This window comes from Actinocrinis sp. (assembly GCF_035650855.1).
Taxonomy (GTDB): Bacteria; Actinomycetota; Actinomycetes; order Streptomycetales; family Catenulisporaceae; genus Actinocrinis.
This window is the reverse complement of the sequence record NZ_DASRGV010000371.1, coordinates 20,916-27,113: the sequence shown is the minus strand read 5'-3', so window position 1 is coordinate 27,113 and position 6,198 is coordinate 20,916. Positions and strand designations below refer to the sequence as shown.

Annotated in this window: 5 protein-coding genes; all 5 read right to left on the bottom strand. The window is 68.3% G+C overall.

Annotated features, from left to right (window positions below; translation table 11 throughout):
• Positions 1-934 (bottom strand): ABC transporter ATP-binding protein (locus tag VFB40_RS26215; protein ID WP_324855272.1); only part of this gene is annotated, 934 nt, incomplete at its 3' end.
• Complete coding sequence (locus tag VFB40_RS26210; protein ID WP_324855270.1) at positions 931-1,887, bottom strand: ABC transporter permease; 957 nt, start codon at positions 1,885-1,887, stop codon at positions 931-933. The genes VFB40_RS26215 and VFB40_RS26210, both read right to left, overlap by 4 nt.
• On the bottom strand, positions 1,888-2,868 hold the full coding sequence (locus VFB40_RS26205) for an ABC transporter permease (protein ID WP_349261639.1): 981 nt from the start codon (positions 2,866-2,868) through the stop codon (positions 1,888-1,890).
• Between the two features lie 138 nt (positions 2,869-3,006).
• The gene (locus VFB40_RS26200; protein ID WP_324855266.1) at positions 3,007-4,671 is read right to left on the bottom strand and encodes an ABC transporter substrate-binding protein; all 1,665 of its coding nucleotides are present in this window, start codon (positions 4,669-4,671) and stop codon (positions 3,007-3,009) included.
• 440 nt (positions 4,672-5,111) lie between these two features.
• Positions 5,112-6,134 (bottom strand): LacI family DNA-binding transcriptional regulator, encoded by a 1,023-nt coding sequence (locus VFB40_RS26195; RefSeq protein ID WP_324855264.1) that lies wholly within the window; start codon positions 6,132-6,134, stop codon positions 5,112-5,114.
• Between the last annotated feature and the right edge of the window lie 64 nt (positions 6,135-6,198).

Here is a 6,198-nt window from a genome sequence, read left to right as displayed (position 1 = left end):
CGCAGCGCGGCGCGAACGGGCAGCCGACCAGGTTCGTCCGCAGGTCCGGCGGGCTGCCCGGGATCCCGTGCATCTCGCGCCGCTCCCCGCGCAGGTCCGGGAACGAGCGAAGCAGGCCCCTGGTATATGGGTGCAGCGGCGAGGCGGCGACCTGCTCGGCCGGGGCGTACTCGATCACCTGGCCGGCGTACATCACGGCGAGCCGGTCGCTGATCTCCAGCAGCAGCGCCAGATCGTGGGTGATGAAGATCACTGAGAAGCCGAGCTCGGCGCGCAGCCGCTCGACCTCGTCCAGGATCTCCCGCTGCACCAGCACGTCAAGGGCCGTGGTCGGCTCGTCCATGACCACGACCTCCGGCTCAAGGGCCAGCGCCATCGCGATCACCACGCGCTGGCGCATGCCGCCGGACAGCTCGTGCGGGAAGGAGCGCAGCCGCTTGGGGTCGATGCCCACCATCTCCAGCAGCTCGCCGGAGCGGGCGCGGCGCGCGGCCTTGTCCATGCCCGGCCGGTGGGTGCGGAAGATGTCGTCCATCTGGCTGCCGATGCTGGTCACCGGGTTCAGCGCGTTCATCGCGCTCTGGAACACCATCGAGACCTTGTTCCAGCGGAACGCGCGCAGCCGGTCGCCGTCCAGGGTGGCCAGGTCGACGCTCTCGCCGTCCCGGCTGAAATACTCCACGACGCCGGCGGTCATCCGGGCCGGCGGCCGCAGCATCCGGGTCAGCGCGTAGGCGAAGGTTGACTTACCGCAGCCGCTCTCGCCGACGATGCCGAGCACCTCGCCGCGCCGCAGCTCCAGCGACACGTCGCGCACGGCCCGGGTCGGGCGGCTTCCGGCGTATTCGACGCTCACGTTGCTCGCGCGCAAGACGAGATCTGTGCCGAGGCCGGCGAAGCCGTGCGGCGCCTCGGTTCCGGTCGTCGTGATCACTGCTGCGTCTCCGTTCCGGCTACCGGGCTGACCTTGTTCGCGCGACGGCCGCGGGGTTCGCGGTACACGCGCAGCCGCGGGTTGAGCAGTTCGTCGAGCCCGAAGTTGATCAGGGCGAGGCCCGCGCCGAGCAGGGCGATGCACAGGCCCGGCGGCGCGAACCACCACCAGTCGCCGGAGGAGAGTGCCTCGGCGTTCTGGGCGAAGTACAGCGTGTTGCCCCAGGTGAGCAGGTCAGGGCTCTGCAATCCGAGGAAGGCGAGGCCGGCCTGCGCGAGGATCGCGAAGATCATCGAGAACAGGAACTGCGAGACGATGATCGGCAGCTCGTTCGGCAGGATCTCCACGAGCACGATCCGCCAGACCGGTTCGCCCAGGGCTTTGGAGGCGAGCACGTAGTCGCGGTTGCGGATCGAGAGCGTTTGGCCGCGTAGCACTCGCGCGGAGGCGGCCCAGGTGGTCATCGCTATCACGAAGATGGTCGGCAGCAGGCCGGTGTTCTTCACGAACGCGGCCACGACGATGACCAGCGGCAGAGTGGGAATCACGAGGGCGACGTTGGAGAGCAGGGCGAGGATCTCGTCCACCCAGCCGCCCGCGTAGCCGCCGCCGATCCCGATGATCACCGAGATCACGGTCGCGACCAGGCCGGCCGCGGCGCCGATCTCCAGGGTGGCCCGGGTGCCCACCACCGTCTGCGAGAACACGTCCTGGCCGATGTCCGTGGTGCCGAACCAGTGCGCGGCGGACGGGGATGCCGCGCGGTCGGTGCTGATGAGATTCGGATTTCCGAGCAGCAGCGGGCCGATCACGCCGAGCAGGACGAAGAACCCGACGATACAGAGCCCTGCGATCAGGCGCCGCGAGTGCAGTGCGGTGCGTAGCAGGCCGGTGCCGCGCGCGGCGGTCTCGACCGGCGCTTCCACCAACTGTGTGGTGACCGTGGCCGACACTTACGCCTCCTTCGTGCGCGGATCGATGAAGCCGTAGAGCAGGTCCACCAACAGGTTCGCGCCCAACACGGCGAAGCTGATAGCCAGGAAGATCCCCTGCATCAGCGGGTAGTCCTGGTTCTGCACGGCGTTGAACAGCAAATTGCCGATACCGGGGTAGTTGAAGACCTGCTCCATCACGATCTGCCCGGTGACCACGAAGCCGATGGAGACGGCGAACCCTGACACGCTCGGCAGCACCGCGTTACGGGCCGCGTACCGGACCATGACCCGCATCGAGCTCAGGCCCTTCGCCTCGGCCGCGACCACGTAGTCCTCGGCGAGCGTTGCGACCATCATGTTGCGCATTCCGAGCAGCCAGCCGCCGATCGACGCGACGATCAGCGTGATGGCGGGAAGCAGCGAATGCCGGATCGCCGAGGAGATGAACGCGCCGCTCCAGCCGGGATCGAGCGAGATGTCGTAACCGCCCTGCGCGGGGAAGAACTGAAGCTTGTTCGCGAACAGATACACCAGCAGCAGCGCCAGCCAGAAGTACGGCACCGCGGTCAGCAGCGTCGTCGCCGGAACGATCGCCTCCAGCCTGCTGCCGCGCCGCCAGCCGGTGACCGTACCGAGCCCGACGCCGAGCAGGAAGCTGAACAGGGTGGCGACGCCGACCAGGATCAGCGTCCAGAAGATCGCCTGCCGCACCAGGTCGACCACCGGAGTGGGGAAGACGGTGATCGACAGCCCGAAGCGCAGATGGGCAAGTGAATCAAGGTACTGGCCGTACTGGCTGATCAGGCTGCCTGAGCTGAGCCCGAGCAGCTTGCGCAGCTGGTCCGCCTCGCCCGGCGGGACGGAGCCGGTCTGCGACTGCTTGTTGATGATGACCGCGATCGGATCGCCGGGGATCAGCCGCGGCAGGAAGAAGTTCAGGGTGATCGCGATCCATGCGGCCACCAGGTAGAAGCCGAGTTTCCGGCCGACATAGCGCAGGCGCACGCCCCGCCTCCTTACTCGTAGTGCGTCGCCCGGCTACGGCGGCGCGCGTCCCGGAACGCCGTGCACGAGTTCTGTGCACAGGTGCGCGCTCCGGGACGCGCGATCGCCTTGCCGGGAGATCCGCGCGTCAGGTCAGCTGGCCGGTTCCAGGTGCATGGCGACCTGGCCCTCGTCCGGGTTCAGCCACGGCGGCGGGGGCGCGTACGGGCTGTCGGTGGTCGGGAAGTTCTTCACGTGGTTGCCGTTGAACTCGATCTCGTCCTGCGCGGCGAACAGCGCGATGGTCGGCACGTCCTGCAGCACGAGGTGCTCGATCTGGTAGTAGTCCTGCTTCTGCTTCGCGGCGTCCTGGGTCGAGGCGATGTCCGCGAGCAGCGAGTCCACCTGCGGGTTGTCGTAGCGGCCATAGTCGCCGAACTGGTCCGTCTTGCCGATGGGCGGCGCGAACGAGCCGTTGAGCAGCTGGTTGTAGTAGGTGTAGGGGTCGGAGGTGTACCCGAAGTTGTCGATCATCAGTTGGAAGTTGCCCGCGTTCTGGTCGTCCAGCCACGCGGCGTACGCCTCGGGCACCACGGTGAGCTTGATTCCGGCCGCGGCCAGTTCCTGCTCCACGATCTGCAGGATGCTGATGTAGTCGGACCACCCGGTGACCACCTTGATCGAGATGTTCAGCGGCTTGCCGGACTTGTCCTTGAACACTCCGTCCGAGCCGAGGGTGTAGCCGGCCGCCTGGAGGGTCGCCTTCGCGGCCGCGGGGTCGGCCTTGCCGAAGCTCTGGCCGGCCAGGCTCGGGTCCAGGATGTTGTTGAAGTTCGGGGTCAGCAGGTCCATCGGGTTGGTCGCCGGGGCGTACCCGTTGTAGACGGACTGGCTGATGAAGTCGCGGTCGATGGCCTGGCTGATCGCCTGGCGCACCGCCTTGTCCGCGGTCGGGCCCTGCTTGTAGTTGGGCATCAGGTACGTCACCGAAAGCGGGATGTCCTCGAGGGCGAACTTCGAGTTCTTAGCCAGGAAGTTCTTCTTGACGTCGGGCACGAAGCCGCCGCCCCAGTCGATCTGGCCGGACTCGATGGCCTGGTCGGCGCTGCTGTTGCCGCTGAAGGTCACGAACCTGATGGTCTTGAGCTTCGGCAGGCCGGCCTGGTAGTAGTGCGGGTTCGCGTCGTATTCGAGGACCTGGCTGTTGAGCTTGCCGACGGTCCACGCGCCGGTGCCCACCGGCTTCGGGTTGGTCCAGGTCTTCTTGTCCGAGACCGTGGACCAGATGTGCTGCGGCAGGATCATCGTCTTGGCCGCGACGTAGACGAGGTATTGGTAGGACGGCTTGGTGAAGGTGATGGTCACCGAGTCGTTGCCGTTGGCCGCCGCGCTCTTGACCGGCAGGCCGTTGGTGTTCAGCGCCGCGTCGCTCGCGGCCAGGTTGAAGGTGTAGGCGACGTCGGCGGCGGTGAAGGGCTTGCCGTCGTTCCAGGTGACGCCGGTGCGCAGCTTGAAGGTGATCGCGGTGCCGTCGGCGTTCCAGGTGTAGGACTGCGCCAGCCAGGGCTCGACATCCCCGGCCTTCGCGGTGTTGAAGAACATCAGCGGCTCGTAGATCATCCCGGTGGTGCCGATCTGGAAGCTCGGCGAGTACGGGTTGAAGTTGGCCGTGAACGGGGTGGAGGAGCCGGAGGCGGTGATCACCCCGCTGGGCCCGGAGCTTGAGGAGGAGCCGGAGCCCCCGCTCCCGCAGGCCGCGGCCGCGGCCAGGACGGGGGCCAGGACCAGGGCGGATACCGCGCGCCATCTAGATCTCATCGTTGAGCCTCACTTCGCTACGCCAGGATTAGGGTGCGGATTCACAACCCAGGCGGGTACTGCTGCCACCGGTTCGCAGCATTGCCGAGTGTTCACGGATGCTGGCACTGAACCGGTTAAGCGTCAAGAGTGCGGAGGACCGGATTTGGAACCGGGCAGGCGGGTGCGGCGGCGGGGGCGGGCGAGGGCGCGCTTGGCCGAAAGAAACATTCGACGATCAAGCGCGATGAACCGAGCATAAGGACAGAATCGGACTTATGGCCCGGTTCGGTGGCAGTGGCAGCGCTTCGACAGACGAAACGGCGCGACGCAGCTCACCCGCGGCGCGCAGGGGGCGGCGCGGTGGACATGCGCTGACTTGGTTCGGTGGCAATGGCAATAGCAGGGCGAGTGTCAGCGGCAGTACCGGCGCCTCGACGGACGAGGCACCGGAGCTCAGCTCACCTGCGGCGCGCAGGCGGCGGCGCGGTGGACGCGCGCGGCGTCAGCACTGCCGGTGCCTCACCGCGGGAACCCGGCGCCCCGCCGGCCGCCAGTTCCAGCAACCGCTGCGCGGCGTGCGCGCCATAGGCGACAACGTCTCTGCGCAGGGCGGTGAGCGCCGGATGCACGAGCTGGCAGAGCACCGAGTCGTCCCAGGAGACCACGGACAGCTCACCGGGCACGTCCACCCCGGCCCGTTGCGCCGCGCCGAGTCCGGAGACGGCCATCAGGTCGTTGTCGTAGACGATCGCGGTCGGCGGATCCGGCTCGGCCAGCAGCGCGGTCGTCGCGTCGGCGCCGCCCTCGGCGGTGTAGTCCGCCGTGACGCAGTGCGCTTCGATACCCGCCTCGTTCGCCGCCTGCATGAAGGCGTCGGTGCGGATCCGTGTGTGCCAGAGGTCTGTCATACCGGTCACCCGGGCGATCCGCCGGTGGCCGAGCTTGGCCAGATGCTCCACGGCCAGCCGGGCCGCCGTCTCGTCGTCCGTCCAGACCGCCGAGAGCCCGCCCGAACCCTCCGGCGCGCCGACCACCACCGTGGGCAGCGCCAGTTCCCGCAGCACCGCGATGCGCGGGTCGTCGATGCGCAGGTCCACCATGAAGACCCCGTCCACCCGGCGCTGCGCCCACCAGGTGCGGTAGAGCTCCATCTCCGCCTGGCGGTCCTCGGCCACGGTGAACAGCAGGGCGGTGTGCCCCTCGGCGAGCGCGCCCTGGATGCCCGCGATCAGCTGCATGAAGAACGGCTCCGCGCCGAGGATCCCGGCCGGGCGGTCGATGACCAGGCCGAAGGCACCGGCCCTGCCGTCGGACAAGGCCCGCGCCGCGCTGTTGGGCTGCCAGCCGATCTCCCTGGCGATTTCCAGAATCCGCTGCCGGGTGGTCGGCGAGACGCCCGGCTGGTTGTTCAGCGCAAACGACACCGCCGCCTTGGTGACCCCGGCCCGCTGGGCGATATCCGCGATCGTAGGCCGTTTCACCTCGTGCAACCTCCCGTACCGAGCAGCAACCCCACCGTCCGTGGGCAGTCTACGGCGCGGCGGC